Origin of the sequence: Nostoc sp. FACHB-892 (genome assembly GCF_014698795.1) — a bacterium.
In the GTDB taxonomy this organism is placed as follows: Bacteria; Cyanobacteriota; Cyanobacteriia; order Cyanobacteriales; family Nostocaceae; genus Nostoc.
Genome location: NZ_JACJTR010000020.1, coordinates 94,273 through 119,150, shown reverse-complemented (window position 1 = coordinate 119,150; position 24,878 = coordinate 94,273). Strand labels below are relative to the sequence as shown.

Sequence of the window (24,878 nt, the reverse complement as noted above, 5' to 3'; positions counted from 1 at the left end):
GGTACGATATAAGTATGGCAACTATCGAAATCTTGGGCGTTCCACACGCATACGAGCTAACGGCTCCCACCTCCTGTCCCCATGCTTTAGTATTTATCCACGGTTGGCTCAATAGCCGTGGATATTGGCAACCTGTGATTTCCCGCCTCTCAGATGATTTGCAATGCCTTTCTTATGATTTGCGGGGTTTTGGTGAATCCCAGTCCCAGGTAAAAACCGATGTTAGTCGAGCAGAAACGTCTCTAAGCCTGACGGCCATCTCTAGTAATGCACTTGGATCACCAATCGATTCTCTTTATACTCCTGTTGCCTATGCTAAGGATTTAGCAATTCTCCTGAAACAACTGAATATTACCAGTGCTTGGCTAATTGGTCACTCTTTGGGAGGCACGATCGCTCTTTGGGGAGCAGATCAAATACCTGAGTGTGTTAAGGGAGTTATCTGTATCAACGCTGGCGGTGGTATTTACCTCAAAGAAGCCTTTGAGCAGTTTCGCTCGGCGGGTCAGAAATTTTTGCAAGTCCGCCCGCGTTGGCTGCCCCAAGTGCCTTTGATTGATCTGCTATTTACCAGAGCCAGTGTAGTTCGTCCTTTGGAGCGTTATTGGGCACGTCAGCGCCTGATTGATTTCGTTGTGGCTGACCCGGAAGCAGCTCTAAGAACTCTGTTAGACTCCACAACTGAGGAAGAAATCAATCGTTTACCTGAGTTAGTATCCCAATTGAAGCAGCCAGTTTATTTTTTGGCTGGTGCCGAAGATAAAGTTATGGAACCTAAGTATGTTCGCCATTTAGCTAGCTTTCACAGACTGTTCCAATATTGTGGTGACAATGTTTTGGAAATTCCTGATTGCGGACACCTGACGATGTTGGAACAGCCGGATGCTGTGGCTGGTCACATCCGGTCGATAGTCAATAGTCATTAGTTATTGCGCATGGGGCATTGGAACTAAACAAATGACAAAAGACAAATGACTATTCAACAGGTTGATACAGCTTCATCACTTGGGTAAGAGCTAACCTAGACTCAACGCCTAGTGTGAGGGGAGATGTATGACCATGAGAGAGATGTTCGGCGGCGGCACAGCCGATCATGGCGGCGTTATCGGTACAGAATTTTAGAGGTGGGAATAAAACGCGTAGGTTATGTTCAAGGGCGGCGGCTTGGAGATTTTTTCTCAATCCGCTATTAGCTGCTACACCGCCACCAATAGCAATTGTGTCTAAACCATAGTCTAAGGCACAGGCGATCGCTCTTTTGGTTAGCGATCGCGCTACGGTTTCCTGAAAGCTAGCTGCTACATCTGCCACTGGTACTTGTCCACCATCTTTCTCTAACTGCTGCACTAAACGCAATACAGCCGTTTTTAACCCACTAAAACTTGCATCATAACGATGGAAGCCTCCACCAGGTAAAGAAACTTTTCCTTCTGGTAGAGCAAATGCTTGCGGATTACCCTGTTGCGCCAATTTGTCAATCACCGGGCCACCCGGATAACCAAGCTTTAACAATCGCGCCACTTTATCAAAGGCTTCACCCGCAGCATCATCACGGGTTTGTCCCAACGTTTCGTATTTACCACAATCTTTGACATAAATCAAGCTTGTATGTCCGCCAGAAACTAATAAACTCAAGAAAGGGGGGTTTAAACTTGGTTCGCTCAAATAAGTTGCGTAAATGTGACCTTCAAGGTGATGAACTCCCAAAAATGGCTTGTTGTGTATCATCGCCAAGGTTTTAGCAGCAGTTAACCCCACTAACAGCGCTCCTACAAGCCCAGGGGCACAAGTAGCGGCAATTGCGTCAATGTTATCCCAGTCTAGTTGGGCTTGCTCTAGGGCTTGTGCGATCGCAACATTTATTGTTTCCAAGTGCTGCCGAGACGCTACTTCCGGCACTACCCCGCCATACTGCTGATGGACTGGAATTTGTGAGGATACAATACTACTGCAAACTTTACGATTGTTAACAATTGCGACGGCAGTTTCATCACAACTGGTTTCTATTGCTAAAACGGTTGTCATTGAGAGTAATCAGTACTGAGTCTGGAGTCTGGAATAATGGAGAGAAAATCTTGCTTACTTACTACCCTACAACAACAATTCTTGTACTCAGCACTCGTTACGGGCTAAACCATACCTATTTGCTAACAGGACTCAGCACTCATTTTGGTTGAGAAGCTTTAACTTTTATTTACTTAAACTTTACTCGGTTCCCACCCAAGAGTATGATGACTTCCTAGTTATGCAAATAAACAACTGTACAAGCCGCTTCGTTTTGTACAATCAACTTTTTGTTTTGTAATAAAAGGAAACAACTCTATGCGACGATTGTTTGCTTTGATTTTAGCGATTTGTCTTTGGTTCAATTTTACCTCCCCAGCAAAAGCTCTAGGGGCTAATTTGACACCGTGCAGTGACAATCCCGCTTTTCAACAGCTAGCTGCTAATGCCCGTAATACCACCTCTGACCCCCAATCAGGGATAAAGCGATTTGAGCGTTATTCTCAAGAGCTGTGTGGCCCTGAAGGTTATCCCCACTTGATTGTTGATGGTCGTCTAGATCATGCTGGTGACTTCTTGATCCCTAGTATTCTGTTCCTCTATATTGCTGGTTGGATTGGTTGGGTAGGTCGTGCCTACCTCCAAGCGAACAAGAAAGAGGGTGGTAGCGTGGAAATGAGAGAAGTAATTATTGAAGTTCCTTTGGCGCTACCAATTATGCTGTCGGGCTTTGCTTGGCCTGTATCAGCCATAAAAGAATTTCTGTCTGGCGAATTAACAGCTAAAGATACAGAAATTCCGGTTTCGCCACGCTAACCCTGATCGCAACTTTTGATTTATTTGGGAGAATAATTCATGCAGCAGAAATACTTCGTTAAGTATCTATCTTTGGGACCAGTTTTACTTTTTGTCAATTTGTCTTTTACAGCCGTCTTATTGATTTTGGTTAACTACTGGTTTCCTGACCTACTTTTCCACCCATTACCATAAGTTGAAGACAGAATTTAAAAATTTGTTAGCCGTTAGTTGGCAATTAATTAGTAACTACTAACTAAACTACTAACAAAGTAGTTCTTTGAAACTCGTGATGTTGAAACCAGCTTGCGAGTTTCAAAGTTTTGAAAGCAGCTAAATTAATTTTTCTAAACTTCCTACGCAAAAAACATCTTTAGCCGCAATTATTATTAATATAAAAATGCCACCATTCTAATTTAGAGGCGAACATAAAATATGGCACAAGCAGTAGATGCATCCAAAAATCTTCCTAGCGATCCCAGAAATCGGGAAGTTGTTTTTCCCGCATTCCGCGATCCGCAACTGGGTAATCTAGAAACCCCGATTAATGCTTCTCCTTTGAGCAAGTGGTTCATCAATAATTTGCCAGCTTATCGTCCTGGTATAACGCCTTCCAGACGCGGTTTAGAAGTTGGTATGGCTCATGGTTACTGGATATTTGGCCCCTTTGCCAAATTGGGCCCACTGCGAGATACAGATAATGCCAACTTAGCTGGGTTATTGGCAACCATTGGCTTGATTGTTATTCTGACGGCGGGACTATCTCTCTATGCCAATAGCAATCCTCCAAAAGCTCTTGCCAGTGTTACTGTACCCAACCCTCCAGTAGATGCTTTTAACTCTAAAGAAAGCTGGAACAACTTTGCCAGTTCTTTCTTAATTGGTGGTATTGGCGGTGCAGTAGTTGCTTACTTTTTGACTAGCAACCTGGGAGTAATTCAAGGATTATTTGGTTAATTTAGAAATGAGGAGTTAGGAATTAGGAGTTAAGAGTTTAAATTCATAACTTCTAACTCCTAACTCCTAACTTATTTAAACAGAACCATTTCAATGTCATTTAAAGCTGTTTCAAAATCGTCATTAACGATTTGAATATCAAATTCATCTGCGGCTTTAATTTCTTCTTGGGCGCGGAGTAAACGACGAGCGATCGCTTCTTCAGAATCTTGGGCGCGAGAGCGTATTCGTTTCTCTAATTCATCAAAAGAAGGCGGTAAAATAAAAATGCTAAGGGCACTGGGAAAGGAAGCACGAATTTGTCTTGCGCCTTCTAACTCAATTTCTAGCACTACCAACTTGCCAGAATGAATTTGGTTAAGTACAGCTTCACGGGGAGTGCCGTAATAGTTACCAGCAAATTCTGCCCATTCTAAAAATTCACCTTCAGCAACTAATTGTTCAAATTTACTGCGGCTGATAAAGTAATAATTTTTGCCATCGATTTCCCCTGGGCGGGGAGAACGCGTCGTCACGGATACGGAATAATAAAGTTCTGGATGACGTTGTAGGAGCGATCGCATTAAAGTACCTTTACCGACCCCACTAGGACCAGTGAAAACAATCAATCTGCCTAAATGTAAGCATTCTTCGGTAGTAGCAATACTCTGGATGGGTAAAACTGGCATCATCCCTTCAACCTGTGAATCAATAGATATTATTCATTAGTCTTGTGTTCCTGCCCAAGCCCACTAGTGACCAAAGAATTTGTAGCAAGGGTGACATAAAACTTATCTAATTCACATGGTACTACCGATATGGTGCAAATAGAAATGAGATTGTTAATCCACTCCTAATCAATTATCTACAGTTTGATGATCGCGAGAAATCACAAAGCGATTCGCTACCGTTTCTGGCTGAATTGCTGACAGAATTACATGGCTGGAATCGGTAATAATTACAGCCCTAGTCCGACGGCCGTAAGTTGCATCAATAAGTTGACCTCTGTCCCGTGCATCAGTAATAATCCGCTTAATCGGGGCAGACTCTGGACTGACAATGGCAACTACTCGGTTGGCAGACACGATGTTACCAAAGCCGATGTTGATTAATTGAATCTCCATAAAAAACTGACACCAAATGCGGTTTGAAAAGTATGAAATAAACCTATTTCCATGTTATCGCCAAAAAACAGGAGTCACAACGCTTAAATTCAAGCCAGCTTTGGTTTTTAAATAATGTCTGCTTTTTTTCGCCATTTATCAGCTATTTTCCTGAAAATCCTCCCTAAGGTATAGGCGCAATTACACTGATACAAGCTAGTTGAATTATGCATATTTATTTTGTTTGAAAACAAGTATCTAGCTTGAAAATTAATGGAGAACAAAACTGATTAAAACGGCCTCGTTCTAACTAAGCTAGCTCAGTAAAATTGTCAGTGCTGCTTAATTAGTATTTTTGGATTAATGCGAAACATTACATTTTCGCATTGACAGTGGAAATGGTAAAAATCGTGTAACTTCTGGACTACTGTGTAAATATCTCTAGCAATTAATTATGTGTTACTTGAAACGCTTGTAGAGACGTTGCATTGAAACACCTCTACATTCTTTTTCAGCAGATGTTTGTATACATCATCCCATTGCTCAGTTCGGCGATCGCATCCTTCGTACACTTCCAGCTTGACAATCGCGTAACCAAGTTTTAACCCCTTGGGCAACAGTGCCGTTACTACTATCGCGTGGCGGAGATATTGGCTGCTGTGCTGAATAGGAACCAATTTGAGAAAACATCATCACTAAACGCCAACCAATTTCAGTTTTAGTCAACAATAGCCAGTGGAATTCTTGCAATTCTACCGCTTTATTTCCTATGTACTGCCGCTCTAAGGTAGTAAAAAAAACTTGCTCAACTCCTGATGCAGAGCTTTTAGATGCATCTGCACTATATTCTTCAAGGTTAAGGGGCAGAGGTGTAAACTCAGGTCTTCCTGCCACTAGCATATAAGTGTAAATATCACTGCTTCTTTTGAGGCGGCGGGCGCGTTGACTAGCGCGATTGGTATAACTAGGTAAATCTTGCAGTAGCTGTATAGTAAATGTTTCTAAATTTTGCTCAGAACATAAAGACTTCGCCCCCTTCCCCTCGTTGACAGTTTCCCTTTCTGCTACCACAGAGGGTTTAGCGGTGAGGGTTATCGAGAACGCTGGGTAAGCAAAGCTATTTGATCCTAAAATCCAGAAGCCACAAGCTAAAAGCCAAATATAATTTTTTTTCTTGAGTGAAGAGGCAAGATTGTTCTCCTCTAAACTCTGCACCCTATCCCCCAGTTTTTCACTGACTTTTAGCTTCATGCTACCGTGCTTAACTCATCAGAAATCCTCTTCCAGGCTAGCTCCGGCTCAGTAGCAGTAGTAATAGGACGCCCAATCACTAGATAATCTGCACCAGCAATAATTGCTTCGGCTGGGGTGAGCGATCGCTTTTGATCACCTTTATCTGCCCAAGTTGGTCTAACCCCCGGACAAACTAGTAAAAAGTCATCTCCACAAGTTTGCCGTAGTTGTGCCGCCTCTTGGGGCGAACAAACTGCCCCATCCAATCCCGCCTCTTGAGCTAGTAGTGCCATTTCTAGGGCGTATTCTGGTAACTCTAGGGGAATCTTTAAATCAAACGCCAGCTGTCTAGCAGAAATGCTCGTTAATAAAGTTATGGCAATTAATTTAGGCGGTTTTATACCTGCTTGGTTAGCCCCTTCTTGTGCCGCTTCGGTTGCAGCTTTGAGAGCATCTTTCCCACAAGTAGCGTGAATTGTCAACAAATCTACCCCGTAACAAGCAGCACTACGGCAAGCACCAGCGACTGTGTTTGGGATATCGTGAAACTTTAAATCCAAGAAAATGCGTTTTTCCTTGGATTTTAGCACTTCTAGAATTTTCGGGCCAGTGCTGGTAAACAACTCTAAGCCAACTTTCCACCAAACCACTTGCGGGAGTTGATCTATAAGAGCGATCGCACTTTGCTCATCCGACACATCCAAAGGCACTATAATTTGTTTTTCTGCGTTCATTTGCGATTCCCCATTCCCCATTTAATCCACTAAACGCACAAACTTATTTTTCCCAACTTGTAAAACCTTACCTTGTAACTGGGCAGGATCAGCAAAAGTCGTATCAACATCGGTAATGCGATCACCATCTAAGCGCACTCCACCTTCTTGAATTTTTCTCTTACCTTCCCCTGTACTTTTGCATAAACCAGTGACATTGAGAATATACGCTAACTTAGTAGGAAATTGCGATACCTCAGCTAGAGAGAATTCTGGAACTGCACCTTCCTTTCCGCCACTTTGAGCGGCTTCTTTGGCCTCTTGGGCTGCTTGTTCGCCGTGGTACTGTTTGACAATTTCCCATGCTAAAAGTGTCTGGCGATCGCGGGGATTTTCTGGCAGCTTATCTAAAGGTAAATCCGTCAGCAGTTCAAAATACTGTTCCAGCAGATTATCTGGAACTCCTTGTAACTTCTGATATTTGTGCCCCGGATGTTCTGATAACCCAATATAATTACCTAAAGACTTGGACATTTTTTGCACCCCATCTGTGCCAATCAAAATTGGCAGCAGCATCCCAAACTGCGGTTTTTGACCAAAATGGCGTTGCAAATCTCTGCCCACAGCAATGTTAAATTTTTGATCAGTCCCTCCTAATTCCACATCTGCCTCAACAGCAACGGAATCGAAACCTTGCATTAACGGGTATAGGAACTCATGGATAAAAATCGGATTCTCTTTTCTATAGCGATCGGCAAATCCTTCCTTAGCCAACATTTGCCCCACCGTCATCGTGGAGAGTAACTCCAAAATTTTCTCTAAGTTGAGCTTAGAGAGCCATTCGGAGTTATAACGCACCTCTAACCTTCCTGGTGTGTCAAAATCCAAGATAGGACGTACTTGATCAAGATAAGTCTGAGCATTTTGCGCTACATCTGCTTCTGTAAGTTGACGACGCACTTCAGATTTACCTGTCGGATCGCCAATCCGTGCTGTAAAATCGCCAATAATTAGAACTGCTATATGGCCTGCATCTTGAAACGCTCGCAGTTTCCGTACTGGTATGCTATGACCAAGATGAATATCAGTACCCGTAGGGTCAATGCCCAATTTGATCCTCAAAGGTTGGTTTGTAGTTACCAAAAGCTTTTCTAGACTTTCACTGTTAACATCAGCTGGTTGTGGGAAAACTTCTACTACACCACGACGCAGCCAAGCAAAATCTGGCGTCATATTAGAAAATCCACTGTTAGCTATGTTTTGCACACTAGAAGTTAAGTTGGTTATAAACACTTGCAATTTATCCGCTTTCTCATCTGCCAAACTACTATAATTGCAAAAAATTAACCGCCTTGCTTCGTCCAATCAATTACAGTTAACTTTATAAATGAGGAAGTAAAATCGCCGTGTCGTCTTCTAGGACTTTTGAAGATAAACAGCCACAACGTCGGGCTTCATCAGGTTTTGAGTTTTTGAAAGGAGTCGGTCAGGTAGCTGGCGGTACTCTCCTGTCAATCACCATGCTGGCAAGTTCCATTGTAGCCGGAGGACTGGTTGGTTTAGCCATTAGTTTCCGCAATTTGCCAGATGTGAGACAGCTACGTAATTTCTTTCCCTCAGAAACAACTTACATTTATGACCTTAAAGGTAAACTTTTAACCAGTATCCACGGGGAAGCCAACCGAGAAGTCGTACCCCTGGATAGAATTTCCCCGAATTTAAAACGAGCAGTATTAGCAAGTGAAGATAGCCACTTCTACGATCACCACGGTATTAACCCCAGTGGTGTTGGCCGGGCCTTAGTAGTTAACGCTGTAGCAGGTGGAGTCAAAGAAGGTGGCTCTACTGTTACTATGCAATTGGTAAAAAACCTGTTTTTGTCTCGCAAGCGTGCCTTTACCCGGAAGTTAGCGGAGGGGGTGCTAGCAATTCGATTAGAACAAATTCTTACCAAAGATCAAATTTTAGAAATGTACCTCAATCAAGTTTATTGGGGTCATAATAATTATGGTGTACAAACGGCAGCCCGCAGTTACTTTAATAAGTCATCAGAATATTTAACCTTGGGTGAGTCAGCAATGATGGCGGGTTTGATCCAAGCACCAGAAGAATTCAGCCCCTTTGTGAGCATGAAGCTGGCAAAACAGAAACAAAAAGAAGTGCTGGGGCGGATGCTGGATTTAAACTGGATCAACCAGTCAGAGTACGACAATGCGCTCAAGCAGGAAATCAAACTTGGTAAAATCAAATCCTTTCAAGGTAGTGCCCTACCTTATATAACCAACACTGTAGCTCAGGAGTTGGCTAAGAAGTTTGGGCGTGAAACACTACTCAAAGGCGGGATGCGGGTGCAAACTACAGTTGATGCCAACTTCCAAATTATGGCAGAAGAAACTGTCGGTAAGTGGCATAAATCACTGCTTGGGCAGGGATTATCTAAGAATCAAATCGCTTTGGTAGCAATTGACCCACGCACGCATTTTATTAAAGCACTAGTGGGCGGTGTAGATCCCAAGGTTAGTGAATTCAATCGTGCAACTCAAGCTCAACGCCAGCCCGGATCTTCTTTTAAACCGTTTGTCTACTATGCTGCTTTTGCTACTGGTAAATATGGTCCAGACACAACGGTGGTAGATTCTCCAGTCAGCTATCAAGATGGTAATGGTCGGTACTTTCCCAGAAATTATGATGGGGGTTTTAGCGGCCCGATGCCAATCCGCACAGCTTTGGCCCAATCACGCAACATTCCCGTGATCAAGATTGGTAAGGCTATTGGCATGAATAGAGTGATCGAAACTTGCCGTACCTTGGGCATCATGAGTCCGATGGAACCAGTTACCTCTTTACCTCTGGGTGCAATTGGTATGACTCCTCTAGAAATGGCTAGTGCCTATGCTACTTTTGCTAATTATGGCTGGCAATCTCCACCAACTGTAATTGCCCGTGTCACCGATAGTAGTGGTAACGTGTTATTAGATAACACCCCTAAACCCCAGAGGGTTTTAGACCCTTGGGCATCAGCAGCCATTATCGATGTGATGCGATCGGTAGTTACTAGTGGTACAGGTAAAGGTGCTGCCATCGGTCGCCCCAGTGCCGGTAAGACAGGTACAACTTCGTCAGAAAAGGATATTTGGTATGTTGGCACTGTGCCACAACTAACAACTGCTGTCTGGGTGGGGAGAGACGACAACAGACAATTAGCTAGCCGTGCTACAGGCGGTGGTATGGTTGCTCCCATCTGGAAAGATTTTATGGAAAAGGCACTTAAGAATGTACCAGTAGAAAACTTCAAGCCACCTTCCCAGTTTTCTCGTCCCAAGTCAAATTAAAGTTAGGAGTGATAAGTTATGAGTTATGAGTTGATTGAGAACTCCTAACTCCTAACTCCTAACTCCTAACTCTTGTTAAGCTTGTTTTTCTAACTCGGCTTTCATCCGTTCTAAAGTAAGGTGCATTTGGTCAAACATTTGTTGCGGGGTGACACCGAACTGACCTAATTGCGTTTTCAGTTGTTCTACTGTCATTTGTGCCATAAAGTCTTCTGATAGCTCGAAGCGCTTCATAAAGATGCGATATCGATCCATCATGGCTTCCATTTGCTCGATAAACAACTTTTTGCCATCGCGGTCAAATTTGCCGTAGTTGTTACCAAGCTTGATTAGCGCTTGATAATCCTCAAACAGTTGTTTTGCTTCTTGCTGAATTATCTCAGAATCGAAGAATCCCATATTGCTTATATTAAACTGAGCGCCTAGACTCAGCAGCTTAATAGCTTTACTTCTATTTATTATTTTAGTCTAGGTGAGTAACCTCGTGGCAAAGCTTCGGTTTTAGTACGGTTTGTTACCGAAATTTCAACACTTGACTTGAGATCCTTTCCCTTTTGTAAACCGATTTAATAAAGCCGCAATACTCATAGCTTTGGCCATTGATTTAGGATTGGTATTTTCACCCGGTTGAATTTTCAGTCTGGGAGCGTATTTCAAGGCTAGTGAGTTTTGCGGGTTCAGTTTTAATGCTTGAGATATGTAAACCCTAGCCATCCCGATAAATTTCTGTTGGAGATGTACCAAACCTAATAAGGCATAATAGTCGCTGTTATTTGGCTCTAACTTGATGGCATCGCGCAGTTCTTGCACGGCTAGAGGCCATTTAGCTAGCCTAACGTACTCAATAGCTCGCTGATAGTGACGTTGAGCGTAGTTTGTCAAAACTGGTTTGACATCAGTTTCTTCATCTAATCTCAATTCAACTGGCTTGGCTTCTATCTCAGAGATGATGCGAACAGCTTTTTCCAATAGGAACAGGTCTGGTTTATGCAACCGTAAGTATACTAAATTCAGTATCCTAATTTGTTGCGTAACTTGATAAAACTGATCTAATGATTTGTATTGAGCTTCTGCATAGCAGGCGATCGCTTCTTCGTAAAATAATTCTGCTTGGGGTGGAGACATTTCCATAATTTTCTGAGCTGTGGCACTTTGAGAAGACAAAGCTTGCTGCTCCGAAATTGCGTCTGATCGCAGCGTAGCTACGGCAATCAAGCGCTTCTGTCGATGTTTCAGTTGTTCATAAGCTGGATTGATTAAACGGCTAAATATTGCCGTTGCTAATTCTGGGTCTGAATTGCAGCTTTTAGTGTAGCGATCGGGATGTAACAGCTTCGCTACAGTGTGATAGCGTTTAAAAATTTGACGATCATCAGCAATCACAGAAATTCCTAGCACAGCGTAAGGATCACAAAGCTGTTCAAGCCATTTTGGTGGTAGGAAAGTCTGTGACATAGTAGTAATAAAGCTGTTAAAAACTTAAAATTAGCATCAAAGCTCAATGCACAGTCATGTGAAACTTACTCAAATTTTTTCAAATACTAAATTCAATTGTGCGTGGGACTCCCCATCTAAAAGTCTGAAGGGCAAGGCAAGGTAGTTGACTATCTTATTGTAGAAACTGTGGTATTGGTATATTTATTAAAAATATGTTGACTAAGCGCAAAAGCCGAAGTGTTGCTGCTGTTTTAGCTTTTTCTGGCACACTGACAATTTCAGGATTACATAAATTCTATCTGGGACAACCGTTGTGGGGTGTTTTGTATGTGTTGCTTTCCTGGACACCTATCCCCAAGGTCGCTAGTGCGATTGAAGGAGTTTGGTATTTAGCCCAAGACGAAGAAGCTTTTGATCGTAATTTTAATCTAGGGAAGTCAGCAACAAGAAACTCACAACGGGTGAGTAATCAGGTAGGAGCGATCGCTGACGCAATGCGTGAATTAGATGCTTTGCGACAGGACGGGCTAATTTCAGAGTATGAATTTGAGCAAAAGCGCCGCCAATTGCTAGACCAGATTTCTTGAGGTAAGCGACAACATGAATAACTGGCTACCTTTGAACCCCAGGTTGCAAAAACTCCGCGCCAAGCTCATCAACGATCCCTACTATCGCCTACAATCTGGGGAAGAAATTCAGCTAGCCGCTAAATTAGGTATTCGCATTGATGCTAATCAAGCGACTGTAGATGATTGGTTACGCTTACCAGGTTTGTCAATTCACCAAGCGCGATCGCTTGTAGAACTGTCGCATTCTGGTGTTAAATTTTACTGTATTGAAGATATCGCTGCGGCTTTGGCTATACCAGCGCAACGGCTAGAACCATTAACGCCTCTGCTGAATTTTATTTACTATGATCACGAATCTCTAGAAAATCCCACCCATTTAGTCAACCCAAATACAGCAACAATTGAAAAGTTAGCCCAAATTCCATTTATCGATTTGTCTCTAGCGCAAGCAGTGGTTGAAAATCGGCAATCAGTTGGGCCGTACCGTAACCTGGCTGATTTCCAACGGCGATTAGAGTTATCTGGTGATGCGATCGCTCAACTGATGTATTATTTAAGGTTTTAAGTGAAAAGTTTTAAAATATAGGGTTTTTCGTTTGTATGTAATATATTTTCACCTCTCTCCAACGGTAGTCAGTAAGGGGTTGGGGTTAGGTCTATATAACTCCTAACTCCTAACTCCTAACTAATTAATTAAATAAACCCAATACGATCGAGAGGCCAAAAGCGAAATGTTGCCCTGCCGATGACATTCTTTCTGGGTAAAAAGCCCCAATAGCGAGAGTCATTACTATCGTTGCGGTTATCTCCCATCACAAAAAATTCATCTTCTGGAACTTTCACTGGTTGATATGGCTGATTTGGGGGTTCAGCGATGTAGTCTTCTGCCAAAGCTTGACCGTTGAGATAGACTTTGCCAGAAGCAACACTAATTACTTCACCAGGCTGGCCAATAACCCGCTTGATGAATGCTTGGTCTTTGGGATATCCTCGGCGTTGTAGTTCTGCGGGTGGCTGAAAAACAATAATATCCCCAGTTATGGGAGGGTGAAAATGGTAGGATATTTTTTCAACTACCAAGCGATCGCCAGTATGTAAAGTAGGCAGCATCGAATCAGAAGGTATGTAGCGCGGTTCGGCGATAAAAGTCCTAATTAGGAATGCCAAACACAATGCGATCGCAATCAAAATCAGATTTTCTTGCCAACTACGCAATACTTTTAACGAAGCACGCTCTTGTTTTGCATCACTTTCGTGAGGAATCATAAAAGTTTCTAGCCAGTTTCAGAAGTGGAACAAATACCTTGATTATTTTGACTTAAAAGGTATACTCATAGACAAGCTGGGTTATGCATCAACCCACACAGATATTAAATAATACAATTATTACATCTACCAAAGATAAGCAAAAGTACTGAAAATCAACTGTGACCTGTCTAAGGCAATATAAGCTAATGATTAGGATTTTTAGATAATTAAAAATCTTAATTCTAATTGATGCAATTATAAGACAAGTTATGAGATGATTTTCACACATTGAAAACTGTGTATTATTATTTCCGACAGTAGAGTTCAGATATGCTCTAATAACTGCCTATAAAAATCTGATTTTATTTTGGAAAAATCTAAGTATATGTAGTGGTGTGACAAACTTAAATTTATGCATTAGATAAACAGAGAAAAGCTTTGATAATCCTTAAACTAACGTCATTATTATTTGTAACATTTCAGCCTTGTACGCAAGTAGTATATGTAATATAAGTAACGTATCGAAACCTTTGGTCGATGCCGTACTTTCTGCTAAAGCAAAGCCCTAACGCTGCGCTTCTCCCTTTTCGTAGCGCCTCCTAAGAAAAGGGGAGACACTCGCCGTATGATTCCTAAAGCGTTGCAAGGCCAACAAGCGTTGGGAACATTCTTGCAGATGAGGTACTCGCTCATCTGGGAAAACCCATCTTTTGCGGACTCCTCACCGTAATGCACAGGCTCTCTACGCATATTTCAAAAATTAAATCTAAAGCTTAATATATAAATGCTAGTGATTACCGTAATTATACGGTGACATTGAATATTAAATTGTACTATTAATAATATATGATTTTCTTAAATCTTGGAGAAAAACATTAACGGATAAAAAGCTACGAGCAATTTAGGCTAAAGGATCAGCATCATAAATAGAACTAAGCTGTCGATAAAATCATTTTTGCTTAATTGCTCAAAAGTATCTATATTAACTACAAAATGCCTGTTGGCAATGAGAAACTATATTGAATCAATTTTCGTCTGTTTATTTCATAGAAACTCCAAGGTAACATTCTGTCGGTTGAAAATTTAACTTTTTCTTAAAAAGTAAGTAATAGCAGATGACAGTAATATATATCTTATCAAGAATAGAACTAATAACTTATTAGGCTCTTTTTGGAAGATACCCGTGCCTTATAAGTAGTTTTTGATGTTAATTAAATAATTTATTCAGCTGTAAATTATACAACTTTTTTAGAGAAGTTTTGTTATAAAAACTTCAGCCTGTCAAAAATGCAAATTGTAGACACGACAGTTTAACTTATTTTATTTGCAAACCTATAAAGCTTAAAAGCAGAATGCTGACTTAGAGGTGAAATGAAAGACATAAACTAATTCATAGCTCCTATTAAGAAGATTTTGGGTTGTAATTAATTATTTGATTGTCCTCCTTATTAGAATTAGCAATAAGAATGTAGAAGTTCAGACCTTGGTTTTTATGAATGGATTGACATTAAACATTATTAAGTATTGTATAAACATTTGTCCAAATCTAGAGCAGCTAAATTTTAGTTAAAGCTGTATAGTTTGTCTTCTCAATTATGAATTTACGTTAGTCTCAATTCTAATTTTCAGGATTACCAGAAAGCAGCCGATATCTAAGATATCTAAAAAAGATGTGCTATAACGTACCGTCATAACGTGGTTGATGGTTCGATCTTTGAAGGAGCTATAAAGTGGAAAACAATAAGTCGTTTCTGTGGCCAGAAGGAATATTAATTGCACTGCTTGCCTTATGTGGTGTTTTTAGCCTTGCTTTCATGATGCTTCTAAGACCAAATCCTTCAGAGGCTCAGATTAGACAAAGTATAAATGTCAAGCATGTAGCTGCAAATGTAGGAACTCAGCAGCAGATTGAAAAATTAAAGGCGGCGATGCTTACAAGCTGGCAACAAGAAGCACAAAAAAAAGGACTATCCTACGCTATACCATTACGTTTTCAAGGGGCAATAGTTAAAGCGGCAAAACTGACTAAAGGGGAGAAAGTAATTGCTCTCACTTTTGATGATGGGCCTTGGCCTCAAACCACAGAGCAAGTGCTAGATATTCTGAAATCAAATAATATTAAAGGGACGTTTTTTGTCGTCGGTCAGAACCTAAAAAATTATCCAGAATTAGGAAAGCAGATTGTCTTTCAAGGTCACGTCATTGCCAACCATACTTGGCATCACTGGTATCACTCCTTTAATCCACAAGCAGCTGCTTTTGAAATTGACCGCACAACAGACCTAATTTATCAAATTACAGGTGCTAAAACAAACCTCTTCCGACCACCTGGTGGCAACCTGCACAATGGATTAGCTGCTTATGCTAAAGGCCAAAAATATACTGTAGTGATGTGGTCTGCTGATTCCATAGATTACAAATTGCCAACCGTACCAAAGTTGATCGATAATGTAATTAAAGATTCAAAACCTGGTGGGATTGTGCTAATGCATGATGGTGGCGGCAATCGTTCTAAAACTGTGCAAGCTTTACCAGAAATTATTAGCAACTTTAGAAAGCAAGGCTATCGCTTTGTTACTATTCCAGAGCTTTTAGAAATAGAAGATACAGACCAAAAGTTGCTTGCTAACAAAAAGTAATAATTATTAATTGTGGATAATTGGTCAGTATTAATTCGCTGACAACTAAAATTATATTTTTTGGTTAAGAGTAGTTTTGTCTAGTTCCCGGTGCGAAACTAAAGAACAAATAAACTTAAAAGTAGATGAATAATTTTAGTTATTCAAAAGACAGTTTAACCTAGTGATGGAGAAGCAATAACTGTCCAAGCTGCCATATATGTTCCAGCATATTTATTGGAATAGTCAGTAGTGCTATCGGGAACAAACCAATCAGGAGTGGTCTTCTGCTGTTGAACCTTTTTGTCCAAGCCAATTTGTAGAGAAATATTCTCGTAAACGATTTTTGCGTTTACAGATTCCAGCAATTTTTCTACCAAATTTTGTAGCCATTCTGCCCGAACATAAAGATTATGGGATGGATGGTCACCATAAGCAAAAGGTATAATAAGCACCAAATATCCTTTGTCGCTTATTAGCTTCTCCAAACAGAATTGAACGAGTTCTTTATCGTCCTTTTGTTCTAGTGTTTCCTTATCGACATTATGAAATAGTAAGCCGGCTAGCACTACAGCATCAAATTTTTGATTTTCTGAAGCTAATTCTGGCAGTGCTACCGATAAATCTCTGGTAGCAAACTTTTTGTTGGGATATAGTTTTGAACAATACTGAATCGCAGCTTCACTATGATCTATCCCAAGGTAGTCACATCGTTCAGGTAGATATTTGTTTAAAGCCGCATTGCCACATCCTAAATCTAACAAAGAGAACGAACGTTGCTTAAAAGCCTGATCAAGATACCAAACTGATGGTGTGTATCGGGTAGCATTTTCAGGAGCTTCAAAGTATGAATAATAATCATCTTGGAAACGTTCTTCTTCAGAAGTTTTGCGATCGGGAGCTTGCTCTTCTATAAGCATTTTTATAGACAAATCCTACTTGTTAGTAAACATTTCTATGAAAGTTTACCAGCATTGAGGTAATGCCTTCTATACCCAATTAGGTAGATTTCAGGACAGTGCTAATCCCGACTTTGTTGCCTAGGCTTTCACAGGATCTGATTGCTCAGTCACTTTTGTACCCTTAGCCTAAAGTCCAGTGGTGAATCAGTTAGTAAATATTTCCCCCTAAAAAAGGGGGAATATTTTTTTCTCGCTACGGTCTTTTTAAGTGGTAAATTCAGGCGGCTACTTTGGGCATCCTAAGGTGTTTTCACAGAGAACCTGTTTGTACAGGTTATCCGACGAGAGAATAGCTTAAGGCTGAGTATGAGAACGGTTACAGTTACTAATGACTGCTTACTAAACTGAACTCAGTTGTTTTTTCAGGATCAGCTTCTGGACTATCTGCTTCAGAAGGTGGAACCAACTGCCAGAATTTCGGCAAAAATTCTTGCCAGTCTTGGAGAATTTTTTTCGCCTTTAGTGAACCAGTGCGTTCCACATGAGTTTTGATTAACTCTTGCAATTGTTTTGCACCTGCTTCTGTAATCACCCGTTGGATTTTGACAATTTCCGGGTTGACTAACTCACGAAATGAGTCGTCTTCATCTAAGAAGTACGCCAGTCCACCAGTCATTCCAGCTGCTACGTTACGTCCTACTTTGCCGAGGACGACAATCACACCACCAGTCATATATTCACAGCAGTGATCCCCAGCGCCTTCAATCACTGCTATGCCTTTGGAATTTCTTACAGCAAAGCGCTCTCCTGCTAGGCCGTTGGCAAATAACATACCACCAGTAGCACCATAGAGACACGTATTGCCAACTATGACGTTTTGTGATGCGTTATAGGTAGCATCAGTTGGAGGTTTGATAATGATTTCACCACCATGCATTCCTTTACCTACGTAGTCGTTTGCCTCTCCTTCCAGGGTCAGAATTATGCCGGGGAGGTTGAACGCACCAAAGCTTTGCCCAACACTACCTGTGAAATTGAGATTAATTTGTCCTTCAAAGTCGCTATCACCGTATTGAGAAGCGATCGCTCCGGCTAATCTTGTGCCTACTGTTCTGTCAGTATTCACAATAGGGTAAGTCTTAGTAACACTAGACTGATCCCTAATAGCAGTCTGAATGTCAGGATCGGCAAGCATCTTGTCATCCAAAACTACGCCGTTGCTGTGGACTTCTTCATGCAGCAACCAGCTACGATTTTCTCTGGTATCTGGTAGCTTCAGTAAACAGTCCAGGTTCAGTGATTGCGTTTTGGTAAGTTTTGCCTCCTCGCGCAGTTTCAACAAATCTGCACGTCCAATGATTTCTGACAAAGAACGGTAGCCAAGTCGTGCTAACAAACTACGCACTTCTTCAGCGATGAAGTAGAAGAAGTTGACAACCTGTTCTGGTATTCCTGTAAACCGCTTGCGGAGTTCTTCTTTTTGAGTAGCAACACCCACAGGGCAAGTATTCTTATGGCAAACTCGCGCCATGATACAGCCTTCGGCAATCATGGCAATGGAGCCGAAACCGAATTCTTCACCACCCATTAATGCACCTATTACCACATCCCAGCCACTCTTGAGTCCGCCATCTACGCGTAAAATCACGCGATCGCGCAGGCTATTTTCCATCAAGACGCGATGTACTTCACTTAAACCGAGTTCCCACGGTGAACCAGCGTGTTTAATGGAACTTAGTGGTGATGCACCTGTACCACCATCATGCCCAGAAACCTGAATAATATCAGCGTTTGCCTTAGCTACACCAGCCGCGATCGTGCCAATGCCAACTTCTGCAACTAGCTTCACCGACACCTTGGCTTTGGGATTAATTTGGTGTAGATCAAAAATCAGTTGCGCTAAGTCTTCAATGGAATAGATATCGTGATGTGGTGGTGGCGAAATCAATGTAACACCTGGCTTCGAGCGCCTTAACATGGCAATGTATTGGCTCACCTTAGGCCCTGGTAGCTGTCCACCTTCCCCAGGTTTAGCACCTTGGGCAATTTTGATTTCAATTTGTTTGGCATTGACTAGGTATGCTGGTGTGACACCAAAGCGTCCTGATGCAACTTGCTTAATGGCACTATAGGCTTTATCACCATTCCGCAGTCCTTTTAAATGAGGTAGGGTTGGCGAGTGACCAGACTCGTCTACATCATCTAGAACTGTATAGCGCACCGGGTCTTCGCCGCCTTCTCCAGAGTTAGATTTACCGCCAATGCGGTTCATAGCGATCGCTAAAGTTTCATGGGCTTCTCTTGACAAAGCGCCTAAAGACATACCACCAGTGCAGAAGCGCTTGACAATTTCAGCTACCGACTCCACTTCTTCTATAGGAACCGGAGTGCGATCGCCTTGGAAATCCAGCAAGTCCCGCAATGCGGTTACTGGCCTACCTTGGAGGTGCTTTTTATAAACTTCGTAGTGATCGTAGTTTTTACCATCTAAAGCCTTATGCAGCGCCTTAACCATTTCTGGACTATTCATGTGGTACTCGCCACCAGGACGATACTGCACAAAACCCAGGTTTTCTAACTTCTTGGTCGTCAGTTCTGGAAAAGCCTTGACATGGAAGGAAAGTACTTCATCAGCGAGTTCGCTAATACTCAAACCACCAATGCGGGAAGTCGTACCACGGAATCCTAATTCGATTAAATCCCCACCGATGCCAATAGCTTCAAAGATTTGGGCTGCTTGATAGCTGGAGAGCAGAGAAATTCCCATTTTGGAGAGAATTTTTAGCAAACCTGACTCTACCGCTTTGCGATAGTTTCCTAAAGCTTGTTCTACGGTGAGAGCTGGAATTTTCTCCATAGCCATCAACTTTTGGGTTTTAGGATCAATGCACCAATCACGCACCGTCTCTAAAGCCATATACGGGCAAACTGCACCAGCACCGTAGCCAATCAGACAGGCAAAATGATGGGTACTCCAGCATTGGGCAGTATTGACAATTAGGGATGTTTTCATTCGCAACCCTTCCCGAATCAGGTGATGATGTACAGCACCCACCGCTAAGAGGGGAGGAATGTATGTATCTTCTGGGCTAATACCGTCATTTGCCCTATCGCTTAAGATTAAAATCTTTGCACCTGCCCGGACTGATTGGGCTGCTTGTGCTTGTAAGGATTGGACTGCGGCCTTTAATCCTCCAGGGCCGGTAGCGATCGCAAATAAGGTTGACAACTCAGCCGTGGCAAATCCCGACAGCTTAATTGCCTCTAATTCAGCATCTGTTAACACTGGCGATTCGAGTTTCAATCTTCGAGCATATTCGGCTTTAGGTTCTAATAAGTTACCCCGTTCACCCAGTTCGACTTTCAAAGACATCACTAGCTTTTCCCGCAGGGGATCAATTGCCGGGTTCGTCACCTGAGCAAAGCGCTGTTTGAAATAGTCATAAAGCAGGTGGGGTTTTGTTGACAGCACTGCTAAAGGAATATCATCCCCCATGCAGAAAGTCGGTTCTGAACCTGCGATCGCCATTGGATGAATCACCATTTCTACATCTTCTGTGGTGTAGCCAAAGGCAGTTTGACGCTGAAGTAAGGTTTGCTTGTCAATTGTGTCAGTTGTACTATGCCCGTTACCATTTTCTACAGCCAGATGTCCATTTCCATTTCCATTTCCATTCACATCTGACGACTGACTAGTGACAATTTGTTTGAGTTCTTGACGGTACTGTTGCAGCCATTCTCCATAAGGGTGTTGCTTGGCGATGCGCTGCTTAATCTCCCAATTCTTCAGCACTTCATAGTTTACTAAATCCACGGCAATCATTTGCCCTGGGCCGAGTCTACCTTTTTCAACAATATCGGTTTCTGGGAAGTCCACTACACCAGCTTCGGAAGCTACAACAATGTAGTCATCTTTGGTGATCACGTAGCGAGCTGGTCTTAAGCCATTACGATCTAGTGTTGCACCAACTTTTTTGCCATCGCTGAATACTAAAAGTGCTGGCCCGTCCCACGCTTCTTGCAGACCACTGTAATATTCGTAGAAATCGACAATTTCTGGAAAGTCACGCAAAGAAGGCTGATTTTGGTAAGCCTCTGGAACCATAATCATTAAAGCTTCCAAGGGGCTGCGTCCAGAAGAAACCAACAATTCCAGTACGTTGTCTAGGGTAGCTGAGTCGCTGTTATCAATATGAACTAATGGCTTGAGTTCCTTGATGCGATCGCCCCATACAGGATGATTCAGGGTAGCTTCTCGTGCCATCATCCAGTTGATGTTACCCAACAAGGTATTGATTTCGCCATTGTGACCCAAAAGCCGCATTGGTTGAGCTAGGGGCCACTTGGGCATTGTGTTAGTACTAAAGCGGCGGTGATAGACAGCAAAAGCGCTTTTATAAGCTGGATTTTTTAAATCCTGATAAAAGCTGCCCAATACGGTGGAACGCACCATGCCTTTGTAGACAATTGTGCGGCTTGATAACGAGCAGATATAAAATTCTTCTGAGATGTTGGTTGCAACTTTACTAATTCGGCGGCGGGTAATATACAACTGTCGTTCTAATTCATCCCCACTTTTGTCAACGGAAGCTAGCAAAACTTGTTCAATCTGGGGTTGATTTTCTCTGGCTTGTACCCCCAGTAAATCAGGTTGCACTGGCACTACTCGCCAACCCAGTACAGTCAATTTTTCTTCTGCTGCTACTTGCTCAACTGTCGCCCTAGCTTTTTGCGCTGCTTCCTGGTCTTGTGGTAGAAATATCATCCCCACAGCTATATTATTAGTGGATGAAAATTTCCCTCTTTGGGCAAAGTCTTGTTGAAACAACTCCCAAGGGATAGCTGTCAATACTCCAGCACCATCACCAGAGTCTTGATCAGCACTACAACCTCCCCGATGTTCTAAGCAGCTTAAAGCAGCTAAAGCTTTTTCTACAATTTCGTGGCTAGTATGATTCTGGCGATGAGCAATAAAACCGACACCACAGGCATCTCGCTCCTCTACTAACCACTTTTGCCCCTGATAGGTATCTCTTGAGTTTATATTCGCTGTGATTTTCTGATCTTGATTCATCGGTTTATTATTCATACCCTGTTCCTGAAGTATTGAGTTACCAATTTTGCCACTACGTTATGGGAAAAATTTTCTAAATTCAGCGATGGAGAAATATATAAGCACCGAAATTTAGGGAAAAAAAATTTTAACTTCGGTTTTACTGTGTTAGTTAACCCGTGTTAAAATGTTTGCGTATTTTTTATGTATTTATGCGGTGTTAGACAAGTTACCTCCGCCAAGACATCATTTTTGCCCTGACAGTTTCTTTTTTATATTTTGAAGCTAAGTATTTTCTCAATTCTCTTTTCCAGATGCACGCTAGCTACTCATAGAGCCTATTTCGGCTCACCTGAAACCAAAACTAAAACTGAATGCTGTATTATCTTCTAAAGCTAAAGCCATCCTGATCCAGCAATAAAAACAGCGTATTACAATATATACCCATTTGACAATTCCCAAATATCGTTGTTGTCTAAAGTTGTGCTACTTACCAGTAGCAATATGTATTACTCTAAACCTCACTGAAGTAACAACGGTAGCAACCTTCAGTCAGGATTGAATATCTTAATCCAGTTTTGGTTACCAAAACTACCGTGTATGGTGTAGCTAAAATGAGTGCCAGTTAAAACACTTGATTGCTGTGGCTTTAGCGTCTAAATTTTTCTTATATTTAAAAGAGATAACTAGCCAATATATAGAATAACATATTTTTTAATAAAGGAAGTCATGTTTTTTATATTTCCAAATAATTAGTTAGTTTATACCTTAGGTAATAGTTTTCAAAAGTACCTAGTAAATTATGGTAAAAATACCTAATTATTGGCAATCAGGGATTGGCGAACGCAGATTTTTCCGGACTACTGTCTCACCAATACTTTTAACATTACTGTGCTTAACTACTACCTGTGCTACCAATGCCCAGGAGTCTCCAAAAAACGCCCAATCAATACCAAGGCTGATCTCACAGTCACCTGCGCCTCCTTTAACAGGCGCAGTATCCTCTGGTAACCAAATTTCTCTCAATGGGCGTACTTTACCAGGAACTTGGTTGCAGCGACCTGGAAAAGGTGGTCAGATGACAACTCATCTCAGTGATGGCGTATTTAGGCAATTAATTGGAGTAAATTTCTTAAATAGTAGTAACTCAGCCAGGCAACCAATACAGTGGTTTTCATCGGTGACAAAGCCACTGGTTTTAACCACTAGGCTACTAGGAGCATATCGCTATCTGGATATTAGCAATTTTGCTCAAACATCTGGATGGGAAATCCGAACCAATGGCAACATTTTAGTGATTGCTACCCCAAAAACTCAAGTCACAAATATTGTTCAGAGCCAGGAACCTCTATATGCGAGTGCCCCTTTTCAACACGCTCGGATTCTTGTCGATTTAGATCGTCCAACTCCCTGGCAAGTTGCGCAAGGGTCAGTTATTAAAAAAATTCCAACTCCATCTTCTGATCTAGACAGGCCAATTCCCAAACCCACTGCACCGCCAAATCGAGAGTGGACAATTACCCTGGATGGAATAGCCGATCCCGTTTTGATAGAACGCTATACCCCCCAGCCACCAGCACCACCAACACTGCTGCCAAACCTGCTCAAACAACTATTACCAGTTACACCAACAGAACCAGCACCAGCCCCAGCGCCTGAACCACTAATTCAACAAGTGCAGGTGGTGAAAAACCGAACCATTATTAGTCTGAGCGTTCCCTTCGGTCTATCGCCTCAAGTTAGTACTGTAGCTAACCCCAATCGCCTGATTATCGATATTCGACCCGATCCTCTAGAAGAACGAGATATTACTTGGGCTCCAGGATTGCGCTGGCGACAGAACTATGTCAACTTAGGCACAGAACGCTTTCCGGTGGTCTGGTTAGAAGTTAATCCCCGCAAATTTGGGTTAACGTTGAAACCCATGTGGGCTAGTCCTGATGGGCTTGCGGGTATTGCTCCCTTAATTCAAACAGCACAACGTTACTTAGCATTAGGTGGAATTAACGGTGGTTATTTTAACCGCAATAACAAATTGCCTTTGGGTGCAATTCGTCGGGATGGTCAGTGGTTATCAGGCCCTATTCTTAATCGAGGTGCGATCGCTTGGAATGATTCAGGCCAATTTTACTTCGGTCGTCTCACTTTGGAAGAAACTTTAATTACGGCAAATGGCCAGCGCCTACCAATTCTGTTCCTCAATAGTGGTTATGTCCAGAGTGGGATTGCTCGTTACACCTCAGCTTGGGGAGCAACTTATACGCCTTTGACGGATAACGAAATTATTTTAGTAATACAGAAAAACCAAGTCACTCAACAGTTACCAGGAGGTAAAGTTGGTGAGACGGTGGTTCCTATTCCCCAGGATGGCGGCTACCTATTAACCTTACGCGCCAATGCTGCTAGTGCGGCATCACAGCTACCTATCGGAACCGCAGTAAGCATTTCTAGCGCCACTGCTCCCACCGATTTTAGTCGTTATCCGCACATTATCGGAGCTGGCCCACTACTAATCCAAAATCGTCAAATTGTCCTTGATGCCAAAGGCGAAAAATTCAGCAATGCCTTTATTGCCGAAAAGGCTACTCGTAGCGGTATTTGCACAACAGCAACAGGCACATTGATGATTACTGCTGTGCATAATCGTGCAGGCGGTTATGGACCTAATTTGGCAGAACACGCCCAATTGATGCAACAGATGGGCTGTGTGGATGCCCTAAATTTGGACGGTGGTAGTTCTACTAGCCTTTATTTAGGAGGACAGCTACTCGACCGATCGCCTAATACCGCGGCTCGTGTTCATAATGGAATTGGTATTTTCCTGAAACCACGATAATGAGGTAGTAGGAAGTAAGGAATGGGGAACTTATACTGAGGGCAACCGAAGTATTGGGAAGTGAAAAAGTCTCTTAATCAGCAATTCCCAATGCCCCAT

The 24,878-nt window shown here is 42.1% G+C and carries 20 protein-coding genes; 9 read left to right on the top strand and 11 right to left on the bottom strand.

The genetic code is table 11. From position 1 onward, the window contains the following. Window positions 1–14 precede the first annotated feature (14 nt). Window positions 15–926, top strand: a complete 912-nt coding sequence (locus H6G96_RS23980; protein ID WP_190914204.1) for an alpha/beta hydrolase — start codon at window positions 15–17, stop codon at window positions 924–926. A 49-nt stretch (window positions 927–975) separates the two neighbouring features. Here the strand turns inward: H6G96_RS23980 and tsaD are convergent, their stop codons facing one another. Beyond that, complete coding sequence (tsaD, locus tag H6G96_RS23975) at window positions 976–2,025, bottom strand: tRNA (adenosine(37)-N6)-threonylcarbamoyltransferase complex transferase subunit TsaD (RefSeq protein ID WP_190914145.1); 1,050 nt, start codon at window positions 2,023–2,025, stop codon at window positions 976–978. 297 nt (window positions 2,026–2,322) lie between these two features. Between tsaD and H6G96_RS23970 the strand changes: the two genes are divergently transcribed. From H6G96_RS23970 to H6G96_RS23960, 3 genes are all read left to right on the top strand, one after another. Next, a complete protein-coding gene (locus tag H6G96_RS23970; RefSeq protein ID WP_190728321.1) occupies window positions 2,323–2,820 on the top strand; it encodes a Photosystem I reaction center subunit III in 498 nt (165 codons plus the stop codon). A 39-nt stretch (window positions 2,821–2,859) separates the two neighbouring features. Continuing rightward, window positions 2,860–2,994, top strand: a complete 135-nt coding sequence (locus H6G96_RS23965; protein WP_190914143.1) for a Photosystem I reaction center subunit IX — start codon at window positions 2,860–2,862, stop codon at window positions 2,992–2,994. A 240-nt stretch (window positions 2,995–3,234) separates the two neighbouring features. Then, on the top strand, window positions 3,235–3,756 hold the full coding sequence (locus H6G96_RS23960; protein ID WP_190914141.1) for a photosystem I reaction center protein subunit XI: 522 nt from the start codon (window positions 3,235–3,237) through the stop codon (window positions 3,754–3,756). Between the two features lie 71 nt (window positions 3,757–3,827). Here H6G96_RS23960 and gmk read toward each other — a convergent pair whose 3' ends face one another. The 5 genes from gmk to tyrS form a co-directional block, all read right to left on the bottom strand. Continuing rightward, window positions 3,828–4,427, bottom strand: a complete 600-nt coding sequence (gmk, locus tag H6G96_RS23955) for a guanylate kinase (RefSeq protein ID WP_190914139.1) — start codon at window positions 4,425–4,427, stop codon at window positions 3,828–3,830. Window positions 4,428–4,592: 165 nt separating this feature from the next. Next, entirely contained in the window at window positions 4,593–4,859 is a 267-nt protein-coding gene (locus H6G96_RS23950; protein ID WP_012410221.1) for a DUF370 domain-containing protein, read from the bottom strand. Between the two features lie 522 nt (window positions 4,860–5,381). Continuing rightward, on the bottom strand, window positions 5,382–6,089 hold the full coding sequence (locus tag H6G96_RS23945; RefSeq protein WP_199339718.1) for a hypothetical protein: 708 nt from the start codon (window positions 6,087–6,089) through the stop codon (window positions 5,382–5,384). Then, window positions 6,086–6,805: an orotidine-5'-phosphate decarboxylase gene (pyrF, locus tag H6G96_RS23940; RefSeq protein WP_190914137.1), complete on the bottom strand. Its 720-nt coding sequence runs from the start codon at window positions 6,803–6,805 to the stop codon at window positions 6,086–6,088. Before pyrF ends, H6G96_RS23945 begins: the two co-directional genes overlap by 4 nt. A 21-nt stretch (window positions 6,806–6,826) precedes the next feature. Then, window positions 6,827–8,017 (bottom strand): tyrosine--tRNA ligase, encoded by a 1,191-nt coding sequence (gene tyrS / locus H6G96_RS23935; RefSeq protein WP_190914135.1) that lies wholly within the window; start codon window positions 8,015–8,017, stop codon window positions 6,827–6,829. 173 nt (window positions 8,018–8,190) lie between these two features. Between tyrS and H6G96_RS23930 the strand changes: the two genes are divergently transcribed. Beyond that, on the top strand, window positions 8,191–10,116 hold the full coding sequence (locus H6G96_RS23930; RefSeq protein ID WP_190914133.1) for a PBP1A family penicillin-binding protein: 1,926 nt from the start codon (window positions 8,191–8,193) through the stop codon (window positions 10,114–10,116). A 75-nt stretch (window positions 10,117–10,191) separates the two neighbouring features. Here H6G96_RS23930 and H6G96_RS23925 read toward each other — a convergent pair whose 3' ends face one another. Then, window positions 10,192–10,515, bottom strand: a complete 324-nt coding sequence (locus tag H6G96_RS23925) for a DUF1825 family protein (RefSeq protein ID WP_109011164.1) — start codon at window positions 10,513–10,515, stop codon at window positions 10,192–10,194. A 126-nt stretch (window positions 10,516–10,641) separates the two neighbouring features. After that, entirely contained in the window at window positions 10,642–11,571 is a 930-nt protein-coding gene (locus H6G96_RS23920; protein WP_190914131.1) for a DnaJ domain-containing protein, read from the bottom strand. Window positions 11,572–11,765: 194 nt separating this feature from the next. On the opposite strand from H6G96_RS23920, the gene H6G96_RS23915 reads away from it, so the two are divergent. Both H6G96_RS23915 and H6G96_RS23910 read left to right on the top strand, forming a co-directional pair. Beyond that, complete coding sequence (locus H6G96_RS23915) at window positions 11,766–12,140, top strand: NINE protein (RefSeq protein WP_190914129.1); 375 nt, start codon at window positions 11,766–11,768, stop codon at window positions 12,138–12,140. 13 nt (window positions 12,141–12,153) lie between these two features. Beyond that, window positions 12,154–12,687 carry a ComEA family DNA-binding protein gene (locus H6G96_RS23910; protein WP_190914127.1) on the top strand — a complete coding sequence of 178 codons (534 nt, stop codon included), beginning with the start codon at window positions 12,154–12,156 and terminating at the stop codon, window positions 12,685–12,687. A 128-nt stretch (window positions 12,688–12,815) separates the two neighbouring features. Here the strand turns inward: H6G96_RS23910 and lepB are convergent, their stop codons facing one another. Then, a complete protein-coding gene (lepB, locus tag H6G96_RS23905) occupies window positions 12,816–13,388 on the bottom strand; it encodes a signal peptidase I (protein ID WP_190914124.1) in 573 nt (190 codons plus the stop codon). Window positions 13,389–15,100: 1,712 nt separating this feature from the next. Between lepB and H6G96_RS23900 the strand changes: the two genes are divergently transcribed. Then, window positions 15,101–16,009 (top strand): polysaccharide deacetylase family protein, encoded by a 909-nt coding sequence (locus H6G96_RS23900; RefSeq protein WP_190914122.1) that lies wholly within the window; start codon window positions 15,101–15,103, stop codon window positions 16,007–16,009. Window positions 16,010–16,164: 155 nt separating this feature from the next. On the opposite strand, the gene H6G96_RS23895 is transcribed toward H6G96_RS23900, so the two are convergent. Together H6G96_RS23895 and gltB are read right to left on the bottom strand one after the other, a co-directional pair. Further along, complete coding sequence (locus H6G96_RS23895; RefSeq protein WP_199339717.1) at window positions 16,165–16,908, bottom strand: class I SAM-dependent methyltransferase; 744 nt, start codon at window positions 16,906–16,908, stop codon at window positions 16,165–16,167. Between the two features lie 367 nt (window positions 16,909–17,275). Beyond that, window positions 17,276–21,979 (bottom strand): glutamate synthase large subunit, encoded by a 4,704-nt coding sequence (gene gltB / locus H6G96_RS23890; RefSeq protein ID WP_190914118.1) that lies wholly within the window; start codon window positions 21,977–21,979, stop codon window positions 17,276–17,278. 766 nt (window positions 21,980–22,745) lie between these two features. Between gltB and H6G96_RS23885 the strand changes: the two genes are divergently transcribed. Then, on the top strand, window positions 22,746–24,779 hold the full coding sequence (locus H6G96_RS23885) for a phosphodiester glycosidase family protein (protein ID WP_190914116.1): 2,034 nt from the start codon (window positions 22,746–22,748) through the stop codon (window positions 24,777–24,779). Window positions 24,780–24,878: the final 99 nt, after the last annotated feature.